Origin of the sequence: Enterobacter asburiae (genome assembly GCA_011754535.1) — a bacterium.
Classification (GTDB): domain Bacteria; phylum Pseudomonadota; class Gammaproteobacteria; order Enterobacterales; family Enterobacteriaceae; genus Enterobacter; species Enterobacter cloacae_N.
Genome location: JAAQVN010000001.1, coordinates 663,163 through 682,409, shown reverse-complemented (window position 1 = coordinate 682,409; position 19,247 = coordinate 663,163). Strand labels below are relative to the sequence as shown.

Genomic DNA, 19,247 nt, shown 5'->3' with positions numbered 1-19,247 from the left:
AATAGCCAGCAGCTCTGCTTAGAAGATGTAAACACCTTCTCTTTTTTTTCATTATCTCTGTCTGTTTTACAACAACTTATGAAATACCTGCTTGCTGACGCCATCGTCTACAACGACGAGGACGGTTCTGTTTCTCTTATCAATGCGCCGGATGAGGATGCGCAGATCCTCACCTGCACGGCCAATACCATCCTGAAGCTGCTGGTCCAGCATCATGGCAACGTGATTGAACGGGACACCTTTCTCCATGAGGTCTGGGATCGGCGAGGGCTCCAGGGATCGAACAACTCGTTAAACCAGTACATCAGTATTTTGCGCAAAATGCTGGCAAGCCTGCTTCCCGACGCGCTGTTTATCGTCACGGTCCCTAAGACGGGCTTTATGCTCAGCGCCGACGTCACGGTAACGCCCCAGGAGGAGGCGCCCCCGGCCGCCAAAATGGCGAAACCGGCATGGCGCGCTCGACCGGAACGGCTGTTCTGCGGCGCGCTTACTCTGGCGATCGTGACGCTGTGCCTCTGGATAACGGCGATCAAACCAGTAAACCCGCAGAGGGAAATCCATCTGCTGACCCATATCGGCTCCTGTCCGGTCTACACCTTTACGCCGCTGGCGGATGTGTTTCACGAGAAGGCGATTGCCCTGGCGCAAACCCTTCAGCAGGACGGCCATCTCCCGTGTCTGAAAAATTCCATTTTCTATATGCACATCCAGAGAACGCTTTTTTACGGCCACGAAGGACGGCTGGTGCTTTCCCAGTGTTCCCTCACGCGGGATAAAGCGAGCGCCTGCCGTACGCTTTACTATTACGAGTGGTGATATGCGACAGATAAAAATTTGGCTCATTCTGATCTTTAACCTGATGCTCATCGGCGCCGCGCTGGCGTGGTACTTCTACACGCCCCCGCTGTCGGTGGCCTGCGACGGTAACCTGACCTTCTCCGACAGACGCGACAATCACGATTTCACGTTTGATGGGGAGATCATCATGCGGTTCCACCCCGACAAAACCGGGTACATCACCCTAAACGGCAACGTCGAGAACGCCCCGCAAAATTGGGAAGTGTCGCGGCAGGAGATGTTTAAGTGGCGGCACGTGGAGGGGGAACTCTATGAAATCATCATTCAAAAAGTGGAGCGTTTTAGCCACGATGCGATGCCGCCCGGCGTATTTGAAAAATACGTGGCAGGCCTGACGCTGGGGAAAAAAAGGCTCCTGACGATAGAGCGCACGCCGCATGATGCGCTGGTGATTAGCAACTTTTACTCGCCGGTGCTGGTCTGCTCGGAATAATGTCGGAAGGTCAGGCTATACTTCCCGCCATGAACATTTACATTCGCCCCACCACCAGCGACGACGTTGCCGCCCTGCCCGCCCTTGAACGCGCGGCGGGCGAACGTTTTCGTGACGACCCGGATCTCGCCTGGCTTGCCGAGGGTGAGGTCATTTCCGCTGAACAGCACCTCGGCTATGCCGAACGGGGGCTAAGCTGGCTGGCGCTGGCGAACGAGCGTCCCGTGGGGTTTCTCCTTGCAGAGGCACACCCTTCGTCACTGTTTATTGTGGAGCTCTCGGTTGATCTGGCCTGGCAGGGAAAAGGAATTGGTCGGCAGCTCATCGCCCGTGCGGCTGACCATGCCCGCAAAGTGGGGCTGACATCGCTGACGCTGACGACGTTCCGGGACGTTCCGTGGAATGCGCCCTTCTATGCAAAGCTGGGGTTTGAATACGTCACTGAACTCACGCCTGAACTGCGTGAAAAACGTGAAGAAGAAGCAGCGCACGGCTTAGCGTATAACTCCCGCTGCGCCATGCGTCTGCCGCTTTGATATCGCCCGGTGGCGCTTCGCTTACCGGGCCTACAACACCTTTCCGTAGGCCGGGCAGGGCGCAGCCGCCACCCGGCACAACGCGCAGGATTAGAACGTTTCCCAGTTATCGCCCGCGTCCGCCGTCGCGGCCTTACGCGATATCACCGGCGCGGCAACGCTTTTCGCGGAAGCAAACTCGCGCGCCTTCATCTGCTCCTGCTGAATGCGGAACACCGCCACGGCCTGCGTCAGGCGGCTCGCCTGCTCTTCCAGCGCCGCCGCTGCTGCGGCAGACTCTTCCACCAGCGAGGCGTTCTGCTGCGTCACGCGGTCCATCTCTGCTACCGCCAGACCCACCTGGTCGATACCGCGGCTCTGCTCGTCAGAGGCAGACGCAATCTCGCCCATGATGTCGGTCACGCGGGTCACCGCGTTCACGATCTCACCCATGGTTTCACCGGCGCTTTCTACCAGCGTTGAGCCCACTTCCACGCGGCCCACAGAGTCTTCAATCAGGCTCTTAATTTCACGAGCTGCCTGGGCGCTGCGCTGGGCCAGGTTACGCACTTCCCCTGCCACCACCGCAAAACCACGGCCCTGCTCGCCCGCACGCGCCGCTTCTACCGCCGCGTTCAGTGCCAGGATGTTGGTCTGGAAGGCAATGCCGTCGATCACGCTGATAATGTCGGCAATCTTCTGTGAACTGCCGGCAATGTCTCGCATGGTTTGCACCACGTTGTCCACCACTTTACCGCCTTTCTGCGCGGTTTCAGACGCGCTCAGCGCCAGATGGCTCGCCTGACGGGCGTTCTCGGCGTTCTGCTTAACGGTCGCCGTCAGCTGCTCCATGCTGGCAGCGGTCTCTTCCAGGGAAGCGGCCTGCTGTTCAGTACGGGAAGAGAGATCGTTATTGCCCATCGCGATTTCGCTCGCGCCGCTGTAGATCGCATTCGCGCCGTTACGCACGTCGCCCACGGTACGCACCAGCTCACTCTGCATATGACGCAGCGAGTCAGCCAGTTCACCCATCTCGTTGGACCCTTCCACGTCAATGCGCTTCACCAGATCGCCGCTGGCGATATGGCGAATATTGTCGATCAGACGCGTCAGCGGAGAGATCAGCGCCTGCTTGATACCCAGCCAGACAGCCACGATCACCACCAACACGGCAACCAGCACGCTTATCAACACCCAGATCGCCTGGCTGAAGGAGCTGTTGCTGTCTTCAACCGCCATCTGGTACAGCTTGTCGTTCTGCTGCAGGTAGCTCACGTACTGCTTCTCAAAACCATCCTGGTAGCTCTGGGTCGGCTGGTCGAAGAAGGCGTTGATTTTACCTGCCCCCAGCAGCTGAATCAGCTCTGCCAGCGCACCGTGGTAGATATCGTAGTTACGCTTAATCTCCAGCGCAGCGGCGTCGCTTTGACGCGGGTCGCGCGGCAGGGCTTCATAGTCAGCCCAGTTTTTTTCCGCCTGTTTCAGCGAGGCAGACGCAATTTGCATCAGATCGTTAACGGTCGCGCCGCTGCCGATATTGCTCTGATCCATCATGTAGCGGATGCCCGCGCGGTTAAGGGTATTACGGGTTTGCAGCAGCGCAACCCAACTCCCGTTCAGGGTGGATTGTTGCTGACGAATGGTTTGCAGGACGGTGAAATTCTCTTTGTCATTCTTCAGAGCATTAAAGAAAAGACCACCGGATGTGAGTTGTAACAGGCCAAATATAGCTAAAACCAGCATTAAGCTGGTGACAATCTTGATACGGTTTAACATGTTTTCTCTTTCCTCAGACAGATACAGAATTTTCGGCCTGGAAAGGGAAAACTTTACGAAAATCATCCTGGAATTTGTGGTTTTTACTCTTCTTCCCGCGCTGCGTTATGGCGGTTTCCGAGTTCAATAAACTCTTCCAGCAGCGCCGTCAGCTGCTTCATCTTCTCCGGCGTGTATTCCGCCTCAATCTGCTGATACGCCTCTTCCACCTGCGCCTGGGCGTGCTCGTACAGCGCATTGCCCTCTTTGGTCAGCGACACGTACAGCTTGCGCTGGTCGTTCACCGGCTTCAGGCGCAGCACCAGGCCGTCGCGCTCCATGCGCGTCAGAATGCCGGTCAGGCTCGGGCGCAAAATGCAGGTGCGAAACGCCAGGTCGTGAAAATCCATCGACGGATGCTCAGCCAGCACGCGCACGATGCGCCACTGCTGCTCGGTGAGGTTATGGCGCTTCACAATCGGTCGGAAGTAGGACATCGCCGCTTCCCGCGCCTGCAATAGCGCGATGGTTAATGAATCATGCATAGCCTCTCCCCTTTGCATCATTAACAAGTAAACAATCCATAAAAGATGTTTTTATAAACAACACGTTTTCCGTCAAAAAGTCTAACAGAAACCAGTCAATTTATTTAACCATATGATTTTAATAGACATAAAAATCAATATGTAAATTTATTGTTATTCATATCACAAATTCTTCACTTCTGATTGCGAAATGAACAGCAAAAGCATAAAACCAGATCATTAATATATTAATGAAATCATAACCCGGGCCGTCGGGGTAAGGAGTATGTGAATGAAAGGTACCGTTTTTGCCGTCGCGCTGAACCATCACAGCCAGCGTGAAGCCTGGCGTGAGGCATTTGAAAAAGCCCCCTACAACACGCCGCCGAAAACGCCGGTGTGGTTTATCAAACCGCATAACACCGTGATTCGCGCGGGCGAACCGATCCCCTTCCCACAGGGGGAAACGGTGCTGAGCGGCGCGACGGTGGCACTGGTGGTGGGTAAAACCGCCAGCAGGGTGCGCGTGGAGGAGGCCGCGGAATACATCGCGGGGTATGCGCTGGCCAACGAGGTGAGCCTGCCGGAGGAGAGCTTCTACCGCCCGGCCATCAAGGCCAAATGCCGGGACGGATTTTGCCCGCTCGGCGAACCTGTCGCCGTTGATAACGTCGACAACCTGACCATCATCACCGAGATCAACGGCCGCGAAGCGGACCACTGGAACACGGCCGATCTTCAGCGCAACGCCGCCGAACTGCTGAGCGCCCTGAGCGAGTTCGCTACCCTTAACCCCGGCGATGCAATATTGCTCGGCACCCCGCAAAGCCGCGTTGAGATCCGCCCGGGGGATCGCGTGCGTATTCTGGCGGAAGGGTTTCCGCCGCTGGAAAACCCGGTGGTGGATGAGCGCAACGTCATTATTGCGCACAGCACGCCGCCGCAGGCCACGCTGTTTGCCCTCGGCCTGAACTATGCCGACCACGCCAGCGAGCTGGACTTCAAGCCCCCCACCGAGCCGCTGGTGTTTATCAAAGCGCCAAACACCTTTAATGGCGACGGCCAGACCTCGGTGCGCCCGAACAATATCGAATACATGCATTACGAAGCGGAGCTGGTGGTGGTCATCGGTAAAACCGCGCGTAAGGTCAGCGAAGCCGAGGCGATGGAGTATGTTGCGGGCTATACGGTCTGCAACGACTACGCCATCCGCGACTACCTGGAAAACTACTACCGCCCGAACCTGCGGGTCAAAAGCCGCGACGGGCTTACGCCCATTAGCCCGAACATCATGCCGAAAGCGGCCATCCCCGACCCGCACAACCTTCGTCTTCGCACCTTCGTCAACGGCGAGCTGCGTCAGGAAGGGACCACCGCCGATCTCATTTTCAGCATCCCGTTCCTGATCGCGTACCTGAGCGATTTTATGACCCTGCAGCCGGGCGACATGATTGCCACCGGCACGCCAAAAGGGCTGTCAGACGTGGTGCCGGGGGATGAAGTGGTGGTGGAAGTGGAAGGCGTAGGCCGCCTGGTAAACCGGATTGTCAGCGAGGAGACTGCAAAATGAAAAAGATTAACCACTGGATCAACGGTAAAAACGTCGCCGGAAGCGAGTACTTCCACACCACCAACCCGGCCTCCGGCGAGGTATTAGCAGAAGTCGCCTCCGGCGGAGAAGCTGAAATTCACCAGGCCGTCGCCGCCGCCAAAGAGGCATTCCCGAAGTGGGCTAACCTGCCGATGAAGGAGCGCGCGCGCCTGATGCGTCGCCTGGGGGATCTGATCGACCAAAACGTGCCTGAGATCGCCGCGATGGAAACAGCCGACACCGGCCTGCCGATCCACCAGACCAAAAACGTGCTCATTCCGCGCGCCTCGCACAACTTCGAGTTCTTCGCCGAGGTGTGCCAGCAGATGAACGGCAAAACCTACCCGGTTGACGACAAGATGCTCAACTACACCCTGGTGCAGCCGGTGGGCGTCTGCGCGCTGGTGTCGCCGTGGAACGTGCCGTTTATGACCGCCACCTGGAAGGTTGCGCCGTGCCTGGCACTCGGAAACACCGCGGTGCTGAAGATGTCTGAACTCTCCCCGCTAACCGCCGACCGTCTGGGCGAGCTGGCGCTGGAGGCGGGCATTCCGGCGGGCGTGCTGAACGTAGTGCAGGGCTACGGCGCAACGGCAGGCGACGCGCTGGTGCGCCACCACGACGTGCGCGCCGTCTCCTTCACCGGCGGCACCGCCACCGGGCGTAACATCATGAAAAACGCCGGGCTGAAGAAATACTCCATGGAGCTGGGCGGCAAATCCCCGGTGCTGATTTTTGAAGATGCCGACATCGAGCGCGCGCTGGACGCCGCCCTGTTCACCATCTTCTCGATCAACGGCGAGCGCTGCACCGCGGGCTCGCGCATCTTCATTCAGCAGAGCATCTACCCGGAGTTCGTCAAGCGCTTTGCCGAGCGCGCCAACCGCCTGCGCGTTGGGGATCCAAACGATCCGAATACCCAGATTGGCGCGCTCATCAGCCAGCAGCACTGGGAGAAAGTCTCCGGCTACATCCGCCTCGGCATTGAAGAGGGTGCAACCCTGCTGGCGGGCGGCCCGGACAAACCGACCGATCTGCCCGCGCACCTGAAAGGCGGCAACTTCCTGCGCCCGACGGTGCTGGCGGACGTCGACAACCGCATGCGCGTGGCGCAGGAGGAAATCTTCGGGCCGGTGGCCTGCCTGCTGCCGTTTAAGGACGAAGCGGAGGGCCTGCGCCTGGCGAACGACGTGGAGTACGGCCTGGCGTCATACATCTGGACCCAGGACGTCAGCAAAGTGCTGCGCCTGGCGCGCAGCATCGAAGCGGGGATGGTTTTCGTCAACACCCAAAACGTGCGCGACCTGCGCCAGCCGTTTGGCGGCGTGAAGGCATCCGGCACCGGCCGCGAGGGCGGCGAGTACAGCTTCGAAGTGTTCGCCGAGATGAAGAACGTCTGCATCTCGATGGGCGACCACCCGATTCCAAAATGGGGGATCTGATCATGGGTAAACTGGCGTTAGCGGCAAAAATCACCCATGTGCCGTCGATGTACCTCTCCGAGCTGCCGGGCAAAAACCACGGCTGCCGACAGTCGGCCATCGACGGACATAAAGAAATCAGCAAGCGCTGCCGCGAGCTGGGCGTGGACACCATCATCGTGTTCGACACCCACTGGCTGGTGAACAGCGCGTACCACATTAACTGTGCGGACCATTTCTCGGGCGTCTACACCAGCAACGAGCTGCCGCACTTTATCCGCGACATGACCTACGACTACGACGGCAACCCGGCGCTCGGCCAGCTGATTGCCGACGAGGCGGTGAAGCTGGGCGTGCGCGCCAAAGCGCACAACATCCCGAGCCTCAAGCTGGAGTACGGCACGCTGGTGCCGATGCGCTACATGAACGCGGATAAGCACTTCAAAGTGGTCTCCATCTCGGCGTTCTGCACGGTTCACGACTTCGCCGACAGCCGCCGGCTGGGCGAGGCCATCGTCAGCGCCATCGAGAAATACGACGGCACCGTGGCGGTGCTCGCCAGCGGCTCGCTGTCACACCGCTTTATCGACGACCAGCGCGCGGAAGAGGGAATGAACAGCTACACCCGCGAGTTCGACCGCCAGATGGACGAGCGCGTGGTGAAGCTGTGGCGCGAAGGCCAGTTCAAAGAGTTTTGCAGCATGCTGCCGGAGTACGCCGACTACTGCTACGGCGAGGGCAACATGCACGACACGGTGATGCTGCTGGGGATGCTCGGCTGGGACAAATACGACGGCAGGGTGGAGTTCCTCACCGAGCTGTTCGCCAGCTCCGGCACCGGCCAGGTTAACGCCGTTTTCCCGCTGCCCGCGTAAGGAGCCACCATGCCGCACTTTATTGCCGAATGTACCGACAACATCCGCGAGCAGGCCGACCTGCCGGGGCTGTTCGCCAAAGTGAACGAGGCACTCGCCGCCACGGGCATCTTCCCCATCGGCGGTATCCGCAGTCGCGCCCACTGGCTGGATACCTGGCAGATGGCCGACGGCAAGCACGATTACGCCTTTGTGCATATGACGCTGAAAATCGGCGCCGGGCGCAGTCTGGAGAGCCGGGAAGCCGTGGGGGAGATGCTGTTTGCACTGATCAAAACGCATTTTGCAGATCTGATGGCGAGCCGCTATCTGGCGCTGTCGTTTGAGCTCGACGAGCTGCACCCGACGCTCAATTACAAACAGAACAACGTGCACGCGTTGTTTAAGTAAAACCGTCCCCTCACCCCGTCCCTCTCCCACGGGGAGAGGGAGAAAACAAACGTATAACAGGATATCGCCATGCTCGACAAACATACCCATACCCTGATCGCCCATCGCCTGCATCAGGCGGAGCAGTCCCGGGAGCAGATCCGTGCGATCTCCCTTGAGTACCCGGAGATTACGATTGAAGACGCCTATGCCGTCCAGCGCGAATGGGTGAGCCTGAAAATCGCCGAAGGCCGCGTGCTGAAAGGCCACAAGATCGGCCTCACCTCCAAAGCGATGCAGGCCAGCTCGCAGATCAGCGAGCCGGACTACGGCGCGCTGCTGGACGACATGTTCTTCCACGACGGCAGCGACATCCCCGTCGATCGCTTCATCGTCCCGCGCATCGAAGTGGAGCTGGCCTTCGTACTGGCAAAACCGCTGCGCGGCCCGAACTGCACGATCTTCGACGTCTACAACGCCACGGACTACGTCATCCCCGCGCTGGAGCTGATCGATGCCCGCTGCCACAACGTCGACCCGGAAACCCAGCGCCCGCGCAAGGTGTTCGACACTATCTCCGATAACGCCGCCAACGCGGGGGTGATCCTCGGCGGTCGCCCGATTAAGCCCGACGAGCTGGATCTGCGCTGGATCTCCGCCCTGCTCTACCGCAACGGCGTGATCGAAGAGACCGGCGTTGCCGCAGGCGTGCTTAACCACCCGGCGAACGGCGTGGCGTGGCTGGCGAACAAGCTTGCGCCGTACGACGTGCAGCTTGAGCCGGGACAAATAATCCTCGGCGGCTCGTTTACCCGCCCGGTGCCGGCCAGCAGAGGCGACACCTTCCACGTCGACTACGGCAGCATGGGCTCCATCAGCTGCCGCTTTGTGTAAGGAGACAAACATGCAAAACGTATTCAAAGCGGCGCTGCAGGCGGGCCGTCCGCAAATCGGGTTATGGCTGGGGCTGACCAGCAGCTACAGCGCCGAGCTGCTGGCGGGGGCAGGCTTCGACTGGCTGCTGATCGACGGCGAGCACGCGCCGAACAGCGTGCAGACCGTCTTAACCCAGCTGCAGGCTATCGCGCCGTACACCAGCCAGCCGGTGGTGCGCCCTTCGTGGAACGACCCGGTGCAGATCAAACAGCTGCTGGACGTGGGGGCGCAAACCCTGCTGGTGCCGATGGTGCAAAACGCCGACGAGGCGCTGCTGGCGGTACGTGCCACCCGCTACCCGCCCGCGGGCATTCGCGGCGTCGGCAGCGCCCTGGCGCGCGCCTCGCGCTGGAACCGCATCCCGGACTACCTGCAGCAGGCCAACGACGCCATGTGCGTGCTGGTGCAGATTGAAACCCGCGAGGCGCTGAAAAACCTGCCGCAGATCCTGGACGTGGAAGGGGTCGACGGCGTGTTTATCGGCCCGGCGGATCTGAGCGCCGACATGGGCTTTGCCGGCAACCCGCAGCACCCAGAGGTGCAGGCCGCCATCGAGCAGGCAATCGCGCAGATCCGTGCGGCGGGTAAAGCCCCCGGCATTCTGATGGCGAACGAGCAGCTGGCGAAACGCTACCTTGAACTCGGCGCGCTGTTTGTCGCCGTCGGCGTCGACACCACCCTGCTCGCCCGCGGCGCCGAAGCGCTGGCGGCGCGCTTTATCGAACAACCGGTTACGTCAGTGAATAACAATAAATCCGTCTACTAAACGTAAGATCTGGAGCGCAGCATGACGACCTCTACCCTGCAAGATATGAAAGCTATAGAACATCGCGCGATCAACAAGCTGTTCCGTCGTTTGATCGTGTTTCTCTTTATCCTGTTTGTCTTTTCGTTCCTTGACCGCATCAACATCGGCTTTGCCGGGCTGACGATGGGTAAAGATCTGGGCCTCACGTCGACCATGTTTGGCCTGGCCGCGACGCTGTTTTACGTCACCTACGTGCTGTGCGGGATCCCGAGCAACATCATGCTGGCGAAAATCGGCGCTCGCCGCTGGATCGCCGGGATCATGGTGGTGTGGGGCATCGCCTCCACCTGCACCATGTTCGCCACCAGCCCTGAAACGCTCTACGTCCTGCGCATGCTGGTGGGCATCGCCGAAGCTGGCTTCCTGCCGGGGATCCTGGTCTATCTCACCTGGTGGTTCCCGGCCTATCACCGCGCCCGCGCCAACGCGCTGTTTATGATCGCCATGCCGGTGACCATGATGCTTGGCTCGATCCTCTCCGGCTACATTCTGGCGATGGACGGGCTATGGAACCTGAAGGGCTGGCAGTGGCTGTTCCTGCTGGAGGGGCTGCCGTCGGTGGTGCTCGGCTTGGTGACCTGGTTTTACCTCAACGACACGCCGGATCAGGCCACCTGGCTGGACGATGACGAAAAGCGGGCGCTGAAAGCGATGATCGCCCGCGAGCAGGAGGTCGCCATTGCCCAATCCGTCACGCCGCGATCGACGCTGCGCGAGGTGCTGACGCCTGCGGTGCTGCTCTACACGCTGGCCTACTTCTGCCTGACCAACACCCTGAGCGCCATTAACATCTGGACGCCACAGATCCTGCAAAGCTTCAACACGGGCAGCAGCAACATCGTCATCGGCCTGCTGGCGGCGATCCCGCAGTTTTGCACCATCCTCGGGATGATCTGGTGGAGCCGCCGCTCCGACAGGCTGAAAGAGCGAAAAAAGCACACCATCCTGCCGTACCTGTTCGCTGCGGCGGGATGGATGCTGGCCTCAGCCACCGATCACAGCCTGATCCAGCTGCTTGGCATCATTATGGCCTCAACCGGATCCTTTACCGCCATGGCGATATTCTGGACCACGCCGGACCAGGTTATTAGCCTGCAGTCCCGGGCGGTGGCGCTGGCAGTGATCAACGCCATCGGCAACGTCGGATCCGCCGTCAGCCCATTGCTGATTGGGATCCTGCGCGACGCGACCGGCAGCTTCAGCTCCGGGCTGTGGTTTGTGGCCGGGCTGCTGGTGGTCGGCGCGCTGGTGCTGACGCGCATTCCGATGACGCAGCGGGATCAACAGAGGAACGAGCATGTGCCAGAGCCCTATCGCCAACATTGATATCAGCAAGGAGTACGACGAAAGTCTGGGCACCGACGATGTGCACTACCAGTCGTTCGCCCGCATGGCGGCCTTTTTTGGCCGCGACATGCAGGCGCATCGTCATGATCAGTATTTTCAGATGCACTTTCTCGATACCGGGCAAATTGAGCTCCAGCTCGACGATCACCGCTACTCGGTGCAGGCCCCGCTGTTCGTCCTCACGCCGCCGTCGGTGCCGCACGCGTTTATCACCGAATCCGACAGCGACGGCCACGTGCTGACGGTACGCGAGGATCTGATCTGGCCGCTGCTGGAGGTGCTCTACCCCGGCACCCGGGAAGCTTTCGGCCTGCCGGGGATCTGCCTCTCGCTGGCCGACAGGCCGGACGAGCTGGCGGCGCTGAAGCATTACTGGCAGCTGATTGCCCGGGAATCCACGGAACAGCTGCCGGGGCGCGAGCACACGCTGGTCCTGCTGGCGCAGGCGGTCTTTACCCTGCTGCTGCGCAACGCAAAGCTCGACGACCACGCTTCGGGCGGTATGCGCGGCGAGCTGAAGCTGTTCCAGCGCTTTACCCAGCTGATTGATGCGCACTACCACCAGCACTGGACGGTGCCGGAATACGCTGGCGAGCTGCACCTCACCGAATCCCGCCTGACCGATATCTGCCGCCGCTTTGCCAACCGCCCGCCGAAGCGGCTGATCTTCGACCGCCAGCTGCGCGAAGCCAGACGGCTGCTGCTCTTCTCCGACAGCGCGGTCAGCGAGATTGCCTGGCAGCTGGGGTTTAAGGATCCTGCCTATTTTGCCCGGTTTTTTAACCGATTAGTGGGGTGCTCACCGAGCGCGTATCGGGCGCAGAAAGTACCGGTGTCGCCTGTTCCCCTCACCCCTGCCCTCTCCCAAAGGGAGAGGGAGTAACCGTCCCCTCTCCCTTTGGGAGAGGGTTAGGGTGAGGGAAATCACACTCTGCGATCTCTCGCGAAAAGTACCCGCCGTTGTCCCAATCGTCCCTTCACGCCTCGCCCCTCTCAGGCTTCAATTAAACAACAAAAACAAAACATAAATTTAACAACCCAATTCCGATACGAGGTCCCTATGAAGCCTGAAGATTTTCGCGCAGACGCCAAACGTCCGTTAACCGGCGAAGAGTATTTAAAAAGCCTGCAGGACGGTCGTGAGATTTATATCTACGGCGAGCGCGTCAAAGACGTCACCACCCATCCGGCGTTTCGCAACGCGGCGGCCTCCATCGCGCAGATGTACGACGCCCTGCACAAGCCGGACATGCAGGACACGCTCTGCTGGGGCACCGACACCGGCAGCGGCGGCTATACCCACAAGTTTTTCCGCGTGGCGAAAAGCGCCGACGACCTTCGCCAGCAGCGCGACGCCATCGCTGAGTGGTCGCGCCTGAGCTACGGCTGGATGGGACGTACGCCGGACTACAAGGCCGCGTTCGGCTGCGCGCTCGGCGCCAACCCGGCCTTCTACGGCCAGTTCGAGCAGAACGCCCGCAACTGGTACACCCGCATTCAGGAAACCGGCCTGTACTTCAACCACGCCATCGTTAACCCGCCGATCGACCGCCACAAGCCTGCGGACGAGGTGAAAGACGTCTACATCAAGCTGGAGAAAGAGACCGACGCCGGGATTATCGTCAGCGGTGCGAAAGTGGTGGCAACCAACTCGGCGCTGACCCACTACAACATGATCGGCTTCGGCTCCGCGCAGGTGATGGGTGAAAACCCGGACTTCGCGCTGATGTTCGTCGCGCCGATGGATGCCGAAGGCGTGAAGCTGATCTCCCGCGCCTCTTACGAGATGGTGGCAGGCGCTACCGGCTCCCCGTACGACTACCCGCTCTCCAGCCGCTTCGATGAGAACGACGCGATTCTGGTGATGGATCACGTGCTGATCCCGTGGGAAAACGTGCTGATCTACCGCGATTTCGACCGCTGCCGTCGCTGGACGATGGAGGGCGGCTTTGCACGCATGTACCCGCTGCAGGCCTGCGTGCGCCTGGCGGTGAAGCTCGACTTCATCACCGCCCTGCTGAAGAAATCCCTGGAGTGCACCGGTACCCTGGAGTTCCGCGGCGTACAGGCGGATCTCGGCGAAGTGGTGGCCTGGCGCAATATGTTCTGGGCGCTGAGCGACTCCATGTGTTCCGAAGCCACCCCGTGGGTAAACGGCGCGTATCTGCCGGATCACGCCGCGCTGCAAACCTACCGCGTCATGGCCCCGATGGCCTACGCGAAGATCAAGAACATCATCGAGCGTAACGTGACGTCCGGGCTGATCTACCTGCCGTCCAGCGCCCGGGATCTGAACAACCCGCAGATCGACCAGTATCTGGCGAAATACGTGCGCGGCTCCAACGGTATGGACCACGTTGAACGCATCAAGATTTTAAAACTGATGTGGGACGCCATCGGCAGCGAGTTTGGCGGCCGCCACGAGCTGTACGAAATCAACTACTCCGGCAGCCAGGATGAGATCCGCCTGCAGTGCCTGCGTCAGGCGCAGAGCTCCGGCAACATGGACAAAATGATGGCGATGGTCGACCGCTGCATGTCCGAATACGACCAGCACGGCTGGACGGTGCCGCACCTGCACAACAACAGCGATATCAACATGCTCGACAAGCTGCTGAAATAGCGCAGCGGGAGGTTGCAATGCATTTAGATGAACAACGCCTGCGTTTTCGCGACGCAATGAGCAGCCTGTCGGCGGCGGTCAATGTGGTCACCACCGAGGGCGAGGCGGGCCGCTGCGGCATTACCGCCACCGCCGTCTGCTCGGTGACGGATACTCCGCCGTCGGTGATGGTGTGCATCAACGCCAACAGCGCCATGAACCCGGTCTTTCAGGGCAACGGCAGGCTGTGCGTTAACGTGCTGAACCACGAGCAGGAGATCATGGCCCGCCACTTCGCCGGAATGACCGCCATGACAATGGAGGAGCGCTTCGCCCTCTCCTGCTGGCAGAAAGGCCTGCTGGCGCAGCCGGTGCTGAAAGGCGCGCTGGCCAGCCTCGAAGGCGAGATTACTCAGGTGCAAACCATCGGCACGCATCTGGTTTATCTTGTCGAAGTGAAAAACATCATCCTGAGTGACGCGGGACACGGCCTGATCTACTTCAGGCGTCGTTTCCATCCGGTCATGATGGAGGCGGAAGCCGCCGTGTGATCCCCCCTCGCGCTGGCCTTTTTTCGGGCCAGCGCCGCTTTCTACAAAAATTCCTAAGGTTTCCGCTAAATCACGCCGTTATATATCCATAAGAGAAATTTTCTGTGCCTGAATACTGACATCTCCGGTCAGTGCTTTTTGCATTGTTCAGCGCATACCCAATATACAGGAAGACCTTATGGCTAAAACGACGCGGAGCCGCTCGGCTGAACGTCTGGTCGATATTCTCCTTGAGCTACATTTACATGGCGTGGTAAACCGCAGTGCGATAATGGAGAAATTTAAAATTACCGAGCGTACCGTCTACCGGGATTTAAATGCGCTCTCGCCCATTGTTGAACATACCGGTAACGGGCTATATCGGCTGATCCACTCCGCCCAATCTCCCGGCGGGCAGGGATTACATCACGCTCTGGCTAACTTCCTGAATGCCGATAATTTTTTCCCTGAAAGAAATACGGACTTCTGGCAAAAACTGGAGGCGCGCGTCGACGAAAACCATATTCTCATCCTCGGTAATGACGCAGAGCACACGGTACAGCGTGATATCCGCCGCCATTTAGCAAAAATCGAGAAATCGATTAAGAACCATAATGTTTGTCAGATCGTTTATAAGGGTAAAACCCGTCTGATTAATCCCTATAAACTCATTAACAAAAAAAATATATGGTATTTACAAGCTACCGAAAATAGCCGGTTGAAATCCTTTTCATTAAGCCAGATTAGCTGGTTTGATATTCAAAAAAACGTTTTTACCTCTGATGAAAATGTGCGGGCATTGCTGGAAAAAAGCCTCGACCCGTGGGTTTCCGAAACTACTTTCACCGTGAAAATATTCATTAAGGATAATATTTCACATTACTTCCTGCGCCGCGATCTCCTGCCGGAACAAGAGCTGCTGGAGCAGCAACGCGGCGGCGTCACGCTTCGCTGCCAGGCAGCACACGAAAACCAGATCCTGCCGCTGCTGTTCTACTGGCTGCCGAATATTCAGATCCTGGAGCCGAGCTGGCTGAAGGAGAAGCTCATCAAGACGCTGGAAAACTACCTGTCGATGGAGCGCAGCCCGGAAAACCACGTGATCTCAATCACATAATTTCCCCCGCCAGCGGCGAGCCTTAACCACTCGCCGCGTTCTTTGACCGCTCACCCGTCACTTTCAACCACTCACGCATTTACCGCCCTTTACGCGCGCGCGGATCTGGCACGATCGCTCCAGCATTATCAATACCTCCTCACAACGAACCCTGACCCTTTTTTCATTACATAAAAAACCAGGTCTTACTATGGATACTAAAAAACTACTTAAGCACGTGCCCTGGGCCTTACTCGGGATCCTCGGTGCTTTCTGTCTGGCGGTTGTCGCATTGCGCCGGGGCGAACACGTAAGCGCCCTGTGGATCGTGGTCGCGTCTGTCTCCGTCTATCTTGTGGCTTATCGCTACTACAGCTTGTACATCGCGCAGAAGGTCATGAAGCTCGACCCGACCCGCGCCACCCCGGCGGTCATTAACAACGACGGCCTGAACTACGTGCCAACCAACCGCTACGTGCTGTTTGGTCACCACTTTGCCGCCATTGCAGGCGCGGGCCCGCTGGTCGGCCCGGTGCTGGCCGCGCAGATGGGCTACCTGCCGGGTACGCTCTGGCTGCTGGCGGGCGTGGTGCTGGCGGGGGCGGTGCAGGACTTTATGGTGCTGTTTATCTCCTCACGCCGTAACGGCTCGTCGCTGGGCGAGATGATCAAAGAAGAGATGGGCCGCGTGCCGGGCACGATCGCCCTCTTCGGCTGCTTCCTGATTATGATCATCATCCTGGCGGTGCTGGCGCTGATCGTGGTGAAGGCACTGGCCGAAAGTCCGTGGGGCGTCTTCACCGTCTGCTCTACCGTACCGATTGCGCTGTTCATGGGCATCTACATGCGCTTCCTGCGCCCTGGCCGCGTGGGCGAAGTGTCGGTCATCGGTATCGTGCTGCTGGTCGCCTCCATCTACTTCGGCGGCGTGATTGCGCACGACCCGTACTGGGGCCCGGCGCTGACCTTTAAAGACACCACCATCACCTTCGCGCTGATCGGTTACGCGTTCGTTTCCGCCCTGCTGCCGGTGTGGCTGATTCTGGCTCCGCGCGACTACCTGGCGACCTTCCTGAAAATCGGCGTGATCGTCGGGCTGGCGATCGGGATTGTGCTCATCAACCCTGAGCTGAAAATGCCGGCGGTGACGCAGTATATTGACGGTACCGGTCCGCTGTGGAAAGGCGCCCTGTTCCCGTTCCTGTTTATAACCATCGCCTGCGGTGCCGTGTCTGGCTTCCACGCGCTGATCTCCTCCGGCACCACGCCGAAGCTGATGGCCAACGAAACCGACGCGCGCTTCATCGGTTACGGCGCAATGCTGATGGAGTCCTTCGTGGCGATTATGGCGCTGGTCGCGGCATCTATCATCGAGCCAGGTCTGTACTTCGCGATGAACACCCCGCCGGCGGGTCTGGGCATCACCATGCCAAACCTGCACGAGATGGGTGGCGAAAATACCGCGCTGATCATGGCGCAGCTGAAAGACGCCAGCGCACACGCGGCGGCAACCGTCAGCTCCTGGGGCTTCGTGATTTCGCCTGAGCAGATCATGCAGACCGCGGAAGACATCGGCGAGCCGTCAGTGCTGAACCGTGCAGGCGGTGCGCCGACGCTGGCAGTGGGTATCGCACACGTATTCCACAAAGTGCTGCCGTGGGCGGACATGGGTTTCTGGTACCACTTCGGTATTCTGTTTGAAGCGCTGTTCATCCTCACCGCGCTGGATGCAGGTACCCGTGCGGGCCGCTTCATGCTGCAGGATCTGCTCGGCAACTTCGTGCCGTTCCTGAAGAAAACCGACTCTCTGGTAGCGGGTGTTCTGGGTACTGCCGGCTGCGTAGGTCTGTGGGGTTATCTGCTGTATCAGGGCGTTGTTGACCCGCTCGGCGGCGTGAAGAGCCTGTGGCCGCTGTTCGGTATCTCTAACCAGATGCTGGCAGCCGTAGCCCTGGTGCTGGGCACCGTTGTCCTCGTGAAGATGAAACGCACCAAATACATCTGGGTGACCGTCGTTCCCGCGCTGTGGCTGCTGCTCTGCACCACCTGGGCGCTGGGCCTGAAGCTGTTCAGCACCAACCCACAGCTGGAAGGCTTCTTCTTCATGGCTAACCAGTACAAAGAGAAGATTGCCGCAGGCGGCGCGGATCTGACCGCCCAGCAGATTGCCAACATGAACCATATCGTGGTGAACAACTACACCAACGCAGGTCTGAGCATTCTGTTCCTGGTGGTGGTGTACAGCATTATCTTCTACGGCATCAAAACCTGGATGAAAGTGCGCAACACCGAAGGCCGTACGGATAAAGAAACCCCGTACGTGCCGGTACCGGAAGGCGGCGTGAAAACCTCTTCACATCATTAATAGGCCATCAAGCCCTGCGAATGCAGGGCTTGATTCTTATCAGGATTTGCGATGTTTGGTAACTTAGGACAAGCGAAAAAATACCTCGGTCAGGCTGCGAAAATGCTGATTGGCATTCCGGACTATGACAACTATGTTGAGCATATGAAGACCAATCATCCGGACAAGCCGTACATGACCTACACCGAATTCTTCCGCGAGCGTCAGGAAGCGCGCTACGGCGGAAGTGGAGAAGGCGGCGTCCGCTGCTGCTAAAGGAGAGACCATGACCCCGATTGCCGTTACCCTGCTGACCGGTTTCCTCGGCGCCGGTAAAACCACCCTGCTGCGCCACATCCTGAACGAGCAGCACGGCTTCAAAATCGCCGTCATCGAAAACGAATTTGGCGAAGTCTCGGTTGACGATCAGCTGATTGGCGATCGCGCCACTCAGATCAAAACCCTCACCAACGGCTGCATCTGCTGCACCCGCTCTAATGAATTAGAAGACGCCCTGCTGGACCTGCTCGACAGCCGCGATCGTGGCGACATCGACTTTGACCGTCTGGTGATCGAGTGCACCGGCATGGCCGACCCCGGCCCGATCATTCAGACCTTTTTCTCCCATGAGATTCTTTGCCAGCGCTACCTGCTGGACGGCGTGATTGCCCTGGTGGATGCGGTTCACGCCGACGAGCAGATGAACCAGTTCACCATCGCCCAGTCTCAGGTGGGCTACGCCGACCGCATCCTGCTGACCAAAACCGACGTGGCGGGACCCAGCGAAAAACTGCGCGAGCGGCTGACGCGCATTAATTCCCGCGCGCCGATTTACACGGTGACGCATGGAGACATCGATCTGTCTCAGCTGTTCAACACCAACGGCTTTATGCTGGAGGAGAACGTCACTGCGAAACCGCGCTTCCACTTTATGTCCGACAAGCAAAACGACGTGGCGTCGATTGTGGTGGAGCTGGACTACCCGGTGGACATCAGCGAGGTCTCCCGCGTGATGGAAAACCTGCTGCTGTCGTTTGCCGACAAGCTGCTGCGCTACAAAGGGATGCTGTGGATAGACGGCGAGCCGAACCGTCTGCTGTTCCAGGGCGTACAGCGCCTGTACAGCGCCGACTGGGATCGCCCGTGGGGCGATGAACCACCGCACAGCGTGATGGTGTTTATTGGCATACAGTTGCCGGAAGAAGAGATTCGGGCGGCGTTTGCGGGTCTGAAAAAATAA

The 19,247-nt window shown here is 59.1% G+C and carries 19 protein-coding genes; 17 read left to right on the top strand and 2 right to left on the bottom strand.

Going from position 1 to position 19,247, the window contains the following annotated elements; all coding sequences use genetic code 11:
* Window positions 1–78: 78 nt before the first annotated feature.
* The 3 genes from HBM95_03135 to HBM95_03125 are packed head-to-tail and all read left to right on the top strand — an operon-like array spanning window position 79 to window position 1,830.
* Window positions 79–819 (top strand): winged helix family transcriptional regulator, encoded by a 741-nt coding sequence (locus tag HBM95_03135; protein ID NIH41936.1) that lies wholly within the window; start codon window positions 79–81, stop codon window positions 817–819.
* Between the two features lies 1 nt (window position 820).
* Window positions 821–1,294 (top strand): hypothetical protein, encoded by a 474-nt coding sequence (locus tag HBM95_03130; GenBank protein NIH41935.1) that lies wholly within the window; start codon window positions 821–823, stop codon window positions 1,292–1,294.
* 29 nt (window positions 1,295–1,323) lie between these two features.
* Window positions 1,324–1,830 carry a GNAT family N-acetyltransferase gene (locus HBM95_03125; protein NIH41934.1) on the top strand — a complete coding sequence of 169 codons (507 nt, stop codon included), beginning with the start codon at window positions 1,324–1,326 and terminating at the stop codon, window positions 1,828–1,830.
* A 90-nt stretch (window positions 1,831–1,920) separates the two neighbouring features.
* Here the strand turns inward: HBM95_03125 and tsr are convergent, their stop codons facing one another.
* Window positions 1,921–3,585 (bottom strand): methyl-accepting chemotaxis protein, encoded by a 1,665-nt coding sequence (tsr, locus tag HBM95_03120; GenBank protein ID NIH41933.1) that lies wholly within the window; start codon window positions 3,583–3,585, stop codon window positions 1,921–1,923.
* An 83-nt stretch (window positions 3,586–3,668) separates the two neighbouring features.
* On the bottom strand, window positions 3,669–4,109 hold the full coding sequence (hpaR, locus tag HBM95_03115) for a homoprotocatechuate degradation operon regulator HpaR (protein ID NIH41932.1): 441 nt from the start codon (window positions 4,107–4,109) through the stop codon (window positions 3,669–3,671).
* Window positions 4,110–4,380: 271 nt separating this feature from the next.
* Between hpaR and HBM95_03110 the strand changes: the two genes are divergently transcribed.
* The 14 genes from HBM95_03110 (at window position 4,381) to yjiA (ending at window position 19,247) form a co-directional block, all read left to right on the top strand.
* Entirely contained in the window at window positions 4,381–5,658 is a 1,278-nt protein-coding gene (locus HBM95_03110) for a 4-hydroxyphenylacetate degradation bifunctional isomerase/decarboxylase (protein NIH41931.1), read from the top strand.
* Window positions 5,655–7,121: a 5-carboxymethyl-2-hydroxymuconate semialdehyde dehydrogenase gene (gene hpaE, locus HBM95_03105; protein NIH41930.1), complete on the top strand. Its 1,467-nt coding sequence runs from the start codon at window positions 5,655–5,657 to the stop codon at window positions 7,119–7,121. The genes HBM95_03110 and hpaE overlap by 4 nt, the downstream gene beginning before the upstream one ends.
* 2 nt (window positions 7,122–7,123) lie before the next feature.
* Window positions 7,124–7,975: a 3,4-dihydroxyphenylacetate 2,3-dioxygenase gene (hpaD, locus tag HBM95_03100; GenBank protein NIH41929.1), complete on the top strand. Its 852-nt coding sequence runs from the start codon at window positions 7,124–7,126 to the stop codon at window positions 7,973–7,975.
* A gap of 9 nt (window positions 7,976–7,984) precedes the next feature.
* Window positions 7,985–8,365: a 5-carboxymethyl-2-hydroxymuconate Delta-isomerase gene (locus HBM95_03095; GenBank protein ID NIH41928.1), complete on the top strand. Its 381-nt coding sequence runs from the start codon at window positions 7,985–7,987 to the stop codon at window positions 8,363–8,365.
* Window positions 8,366–8,434: 69 nt separating this feature from the next.
* Window positions 8,435–9,238, top strand: coding sequence for a 2-oxo-hepta-3-ene-1,7-dioic acid hydratase (gene hpaH / locus HBM95_03090; protein ID NIH41927.1), 804 nt, complete (start codon window positions 8,435–8,437; stop codon window positions 9,236–9,238).
* 10 nt (window positions 9,239–9,248) lie between these two features.
* Window positions 9,249–10,046, top strand: coding sequence for a 4-hydroxy-2-oxoheptanedioate aldolase (hpaI, locus tag HBM95_03085; protein ID NIH41926.1), 798 nt, complete (start codon window positions 9,249–9,251; stop codon window positions 10,044–10,046).
* Between the two features lie 21 nt (window positions 10,047–10,067).
* Entirely contained in the window at window positions 10,068–11,414 is a 1,347-nt protein-coding gene (gene hpaX, locus HBM95_03080) for a 4-hydroxyphenylacetate permease (GenBank protein NIH41925.1), read from the top strand.
* Window positions 11,386–12,318, top strand: coding sequence for a 4-hydroxyphenylacetate catabolism regulatory protein HpaA (hpaA, locus tag HBM95_03075; GenBank protein ID NIH41924.1), 933 nt, complete (start codon window positions 11,386–11,388; stop codon window positions 12,316–12,318). The genes hpaX and hpaA overlap by 29 nt, the downstream gene beginning before the upstream one ends.
* 177 nt (window positions 12,319–12,495) lie before the next feature.
* Window positions 12,496–14,058, top strand: a complete 1,563-nt coding sequence (gene hpaB / locus HBM95_03070; protein NIH41923.1) for a 4-hydroxyphenylacetate 3-monooxygenase, oxygenase component — start codon at window positions 12,496–12,498, stop codon at window positions 14,056–14,058.
* 17 nt (window positions 14,059–14,075) lie between these two features.
* Window positions 14,076–14,588, top strand: coding sequence for a 4-hydroxyphenylacetate 3-monooxygenase reductase subunit (locus HBM95_03065; protein NIH41922.1), 513 nt, complete (start codon window positions 14,076–14,078; stop codon window positions 14,586–14,588).
* Window positions 14,589–14,766: 178 nt separating this feature from the next.
* Window positions 14,767–15,684: a WYL domain-containing protein gene (locus HBM95_03060; GenBank protein NIH41921.1), complete on the top strand. Its 918-nt coding sequence runs from the start codon at window positions 14,767–14,769 to the stop codon at window positions 15,682–15,684.
* 190 nt (window positions 15,685–15,874) lie between these two features.
* Complete coding sequence (locus HBM95_03055; protein NIH41920.1) at window positions 15,875–18,028, top strand: carbon starvation protein A; 2,154 nt, start codon at window positions 15,875–15,877, stop codon at window positions 18,026–18,028.
* A gap of 51 nt (window positions 18,029–18,079) precedes the next feature.
* Entirely contained in the window at window positions 18,080–18,283 is a 204-nt protein-coding gene (locus tag HBM95_03050; protein NIH41919.1) for a YbdD/YjiX family protein, read from the top strand.
* 10 nt (window positions 18,284–18,293) lie between these two features.
* The gene (gene yjiA / locus HBM95_03045) at window positions 18,294–19,247 is read left to right on the top strand and encodes a GTPase (GenBank protein ID NIH41918.1); all 954 of its coding nucleotides are present in this window, start codon (window positions 18,294–18,296) and stop codon (window positions 19,245–19,247) included.

Bases quoted from the DNA above. Each gene is read 5' to 3' on its own strand.
- HBM95_03135 (NIH41936.1), top strand. From the start codon at position 79: ATGAAATACCTGCTTGCTGACGCCATCGTCTACAACGACGAGGACGGT.
- HBM95_03130 (NIH41935.1), top strand. From the start codon at position 821: ATGCGACAGATAAAAATTTGGCTCATTCTGATCTTTAACCTGATGCTC.
- HBM95_03125 (NIH41934.1), top strand. From the start codon at position 1,324: ATGAACATTTACATTCGCCCCACCACCAGCGACGACGTTGCCGCCCTG.
- tsr (NIH41933.1), bottom strand. From the start codon at position 3,585: ATGTTAAACCGTATCAAGATTGTCACCAGCTTAATGCTGGTTTTAGCT.
- hpaR (NIH41932.1), bottom strand. From the start codon at position 4,109: ATGCATGATTCATTAACCATCGCGCTATTGCAGGCGCGGGAAGCGGCG.
- HBM95_03110 (NIH41931.1), top strand. From the start codon at position 4,381: ATGAAAGGTACCGTTTTTGCCGTCGCGCTGAACCATCACAGCCAGCGT.
- hpaE (NIH41930.1), top strand. From the start codon at position 5,655: ATGAAAAAGATTAACCACTGGATCAACGGTAAAAACGTCGCCGGAAGC.
- hpaD (NIH41929.1), top strand. From the start codon at position 7,124: ATGGGTAAACTGGCGTTAGCGGCAAAAATCACCCATGTGCCGTCGATG.
- HBM95_03095 (NIH41928.1), top strand. From the start codon at position 7,985: ATGCCGCACTTTATTGCCGAATGTACCGACAACATCCGCGAGCAGGCC.
- hpaH (NIH41927.1), top strand. From the start codon at position 8,435: ATGCTCGACAAACATACCCATACCCTGATCGCCCATCGCCTGCATCAG.
- hpaI (NIH41926.1), top strand. From the start codon at position 9,249: ATGCAAAACGTATTCAAAGCGGCGCTGCAGGCGGGCCGTCCGCAAATC.
- hpaX (NIH41925.1), top strand. From the start codon at position 10,068: ATGACGACCTCTACCCTGCAAGATATGAAAGCTATAGAACATCGCGCG.
- hpaA (NIH41924.1), top strand. From the start codon at position 11,386: ATGTGCCAGAGCCCTATCGCCAACATTGATATCAGCAAGGAGTACGAC.
- hpaB (NIH41923.1), top strand. From the start codon at position 12,496: ATGAAGCCTGAAGATTTTCGCGCAGACGCCAAACGTCCGTTAACCGGC.
- HBM95_03065 (NIH41922.1), top strand. From the start codon at position 14,076: ATGCATTTAGATGAACAACGCCTGCGTTTTCGCGACGCAATGAGCAGC.
- HBM95_03060 (NIH41921.1), top strand. From the start codon at position 14,767: ATGGCTAAAACGACGCGGAGCCGCTCGGCTGAACGTCTGGTCGATATT.
- HBM95_03055 (NIH41920.1), top strand. From the start codon at position 15,875: ATGGATACTAAAAAACTACTTAAGCACGTGCCCTGGGCCTTACTCGGG.
- HBM95_03050 (NIH41919.1), top strand. From the start codon at position 18,080: ATGTTTGGTAACTTAGGACAAGCGAAAAAATACCTCGGTCAGGCTGCG.
- yjiA (NIH41918.1), top strand. From the start codon at position 18,294: ATGACCCCGATTGCCGTTACCCTGCTGACCGGTTTCCTCGGCGCCGGT.